The sequence below is a fragment of the Nevskiales bacterium genome, from assembly GCA_035574475.1.
Classification (GTDB): domain Bacteria; phylum Pseudomonadota; class Gammaproteobacteria; order Nevskiales; family DATLYR01; genus DATLYR01.
In genome coordinates this window covers 1-2,941 of sequence record DATLYR010000232.1, presented here as the reverse complement: position 1 = coordinate 2,941, position 2,941 = coordinate 1, and the positions used below count along the sequence as shown (strand labels likewise).

Here is a 2,941-nt window from a genome sequence, read left to right as displayed (position 1 = left end):
CCCGCCGTGTTGCGCACCGCCGCCGCCTGTTGCCGCGCCTGCGCGCGGGTATCCTGGACCGGCTGGGGCTTGGGCTGCGGCTCGGCCTGGGCCTGCTCGCGCTCATCCGCGCTGTCCGCTTCACGTGTCGTGGTGGTATAGCCAGCCGTCCGCGGCTCGCGCTGGGCGTTCTGCTGCTCCTGCAGCGATTGCGCCTGGCGCTCGGCCCGCTGCTCGGGCGACTCCGGCCGCGGGTTATGCGCGCAAGCCGTCACGCCCAGCAGGGCGGCGATGGCGGGCAACAGCATGACTCTCATGGGCAGCCTCCGTCGGCGTGTGTTCCGTGTTCCTAGCGCTTCGACCCTTAGTATATGCTACGAGTTGCAGACTTTCCTGAATCCCCAAGCCCGAAATCCCCGGATCCCCAGCATGCCCGATGTGCAGCATAAGCCTTTGATTGAAGTGAGGAATCTTCACTTCAAACTGGGCCGGCGCGTGATCTTCGAGGGCGTGGACCTGGATCTGCCGCGCGGCCGCGTGACCGCCATCCTGGGCCCCAGCGGCACCGGCAAGACCACGCTGCTGCGCCTGATCAGCGGGCAGTGGCGGCCGGACGCCGGCGAAATCCGATTCGACGGCCATGAGGTCGCACGGCTGTCGCAGCGCGAGCTGTTTCAGCTGCGCAAGCGCATGGGCATGCTGTTCCAGAAGGGCGCGCTGCTGACCGATTACAGCGTGTTCGAGAACGTCGCCTTCCCCTTACGCGAACACACCCGGCTGCCGGAATCCGTCATCCGCGACCTGGTGCTGATGAAGCTCGAGGCGGTCGGCCTGCGCGGCGCGCGCGACCTCATGCCCGAACAGCTGTCCGGCGGCATGGCGCGGCGCGTGGCGCTGGCGCGTGCGATCGCCCTCGATCCCGACATGATCATGTACGACGAGCCCTTCGCCGGCCAGGACCCCATCACCATGGGCGTGCTGATGCGCCTGATCCGCCACCTCAACGACGCGCTCGGCTTGACCTCGGTGGTCGTTTCGCACGACGTGGCGGAGGTGTTCTCGATCGCCGACCACGTGTACGTGATCTCGGACGGCAGGATCGTGGACCACGGCACACCCGACGCGCTGCGCGCCAGCCGCTCCGAGTGGATCCAGCAGTTCATCCATGCGCGCGCCGACGGCCCGGTGCCCTTCCATTTCCCCGCCCCGCCATACGCGCAGGACCTGCTGGGGGCCGGCGCATGACGCGCATCCTGCTGCTGCCGTTCCAGATCGCCTTCGACTTCGTCCAGTCGGTGGGCCAGAGCGTGCTGTTCCTGGGTCAGATCCTGCTGGCGCTGCCGGGGCTGCTGCTGCGGCCGGGGCTGGTGATCCAGCAGATGTACATGATCGGCGTGCTGTCGCTGGTGATCATCGTCATCTCCGGCGCCTTCGTCGGCATGGTGCTGGGCCTGCAGGGCTACACCACGCTGGTGGACTTCGGCGCCGAGGAATCGCTCGGCACGCTGGTGGCGCTGTCCATCGTGCGCGAGCTGGGGCCGGTGATCACGGCCCTGCTGTTCGCCGGGCGCGCGGGCTCGGCGGTGGCGGCCGAGATCGGGCTGATGCGCGCCACCGAGCAGCTCGACGGCATGGCGATGATGGCGGTGGACCCGGTCCGGCGCATCGTCGCGCCGCGCTTCCTGGCCGGCTTCCTGTGCATGCCGCTGCTGGCGGCGATCTTCAGCCTGATGGCCATCGGCGTGCTCGGCGCCTACCTGATCGGCGTGGAACTGCTCGGCGTGGACGCCGGCGCCTACTGGTCGCAGATCCAGGCCCAGGTGGATTTCAACGAGGACATCCTCAACGGCATCATCAAGAGCCTGGCCTTCGGCGCGGCGGTCAGCTGGATCGCCGTGTTCCAGGGCTACCACGCGGCGCCCACGGCCGAGGGCGTCAGCCGCGCCACCACGCGCACCGTGGTGGTGTCCTCGCTGGTGGTGCTCGGGCTCGATTTCATCCTCACCTCCCTCATGTTCGGCGGAGTCTGATATGACCCAAACCCGCTTGCTGGAAATGATCGTCGGCGCCTTCGTCATCCTCGGCGTGATGGCGGTGTTCTTCCTGACCATGCGCGTGAGCAACCTGGCCAGCCAGGGCAACTCGCAGGACGGCTTCGTCGTACAGGCGCGTTTCGAGAACATCGGCGGGCTGAAGGTCGGCGCGCCGGTGCGCCTGGCGGGCGTGCGCATCGGCCGCGTGACCGGCATCCAGATCGACCCGCAGACGTTCGAGGCAGTGGTCTCCATCGAGGTCGCAAGCCGCTACAATTACCTGCCGGACGACAGCAATGCCAGCATCTACACCGCCGGCCTGCTGGGCGAGCAGTACATCGGCCTGACCCCGGGCGGCTCGGAGCGCCCGTTGCAGGCCGGCGACACGATCCGCTTCACGCAGTCGGCACTGATCCTGGAGCAGATCATCGGTCAGTTCCTGTTCAGCAAGGCCGAGGAAGGATTGTCCACGCCGGCCACTCCAAAACCCTGAACGCCGGCTGCCCGGCGCCCGATCCCGACGACTAAAGGAAGACACCATGAATCGCCACCGCCTCCTTGCCGCCCTGCTCGCTGCGCCGCTCGCGGTGCTGGCCGCCGTGCCCGCGACCGCCGCGGTACCCCCCGATCAGGTGGCGCGCGAGACCGCCGACATGACTCTGCGCGAGATCCGTGCACGCAAGGAAGAATTGCAGCGCGACCCGAACCAGCTCTACGCGCTGGTGGAGCAGAAGATCCTCCCGCACTTCGATTTCGAGCGTATCTCCCAGCTGGTGCTCGGCCAGCACTGGCGCGCCGCCAGCCCGGAACAGCGCGAGCGCTTCAGCGCAGCCTTCCAGCGCATGCTGGTGCGCAGCTACTCGCATGCACTGATCGAATACGACAGCGAACGGATCGAATGGGCACCGCTGCGCCTGTCGGCGGGCACC

Annotated in this window: 5 protein-coding genes; 4 read left to right on the top strand and 1 reads right to left on the bottom strand. The window is 67.8% G+C overall.

Going from position 1 to position 2,941, the window contains the following annotated elements:
* A partial coding sequence (locus VNJ47_13810) for a hypothetical protein (protein HXG29911.1) occupies window positions 1-296 on the bottom strand: 296 nt, incomplete at its 3' end.
* A 145-nt stretch (window positions 297-441) separates the two neighbouring features.
* Between VNJ47_13810 and VNJ47_13805 the strand changes: the two genes are divergently transcribed.
* The 4 genes from VNJ47_13805 to VNJ47_13790 all read left to right on the top strand — a co-directional run.
* The gene (locus VNJ47_13805) at window positions 442-1,224 is read left to right on the top strand and encodes an ABC transporter ATP-binding protein (protein HXG29910.1); all 783 of its coding nucleotides are present in this window, start codon (window positions 442-444) and stop codon (window positions 1,222-1,224) included.
* Entirely contained in the window at window positions 1,221-2,009 is a 789-nt protein-coding gene (gene mlaE / locus VNJ47_13800; protein HXG29909.1) for a lipid asymmetry maintenance ABC transporter permease subunit MlaE, read from the top strand. The genes VNJ47_13805 and mlaE overlap by 4 nt, the downstream gene beginning before the upstream one ends.
* A 1-nt stretch (window position 2,010) precedes the next feature.
* Window positions 2,011-2,505 (top strand): outer membrane lipid asymmetry maintenance protein MlaD, encoded by a 495-nt coding sequence (gene mlaD, locus VNJ47_13795; GenBank protein ID HXG29908.1) that lies wholly within the window; start codon window positions 2,011-2,013, stop codon window positions 2,503-2,505.
* 46 nt (window positions 2,506-2,551) lie between these two features.
* Window positions 2,552-2,941 (top strand): ABC transporter substrate-binding protein (locus VNJ47_13790; GenBank protein ID HXG29907.1); only part of this gene is annotated, 390 nt, incomplete at its 3' end.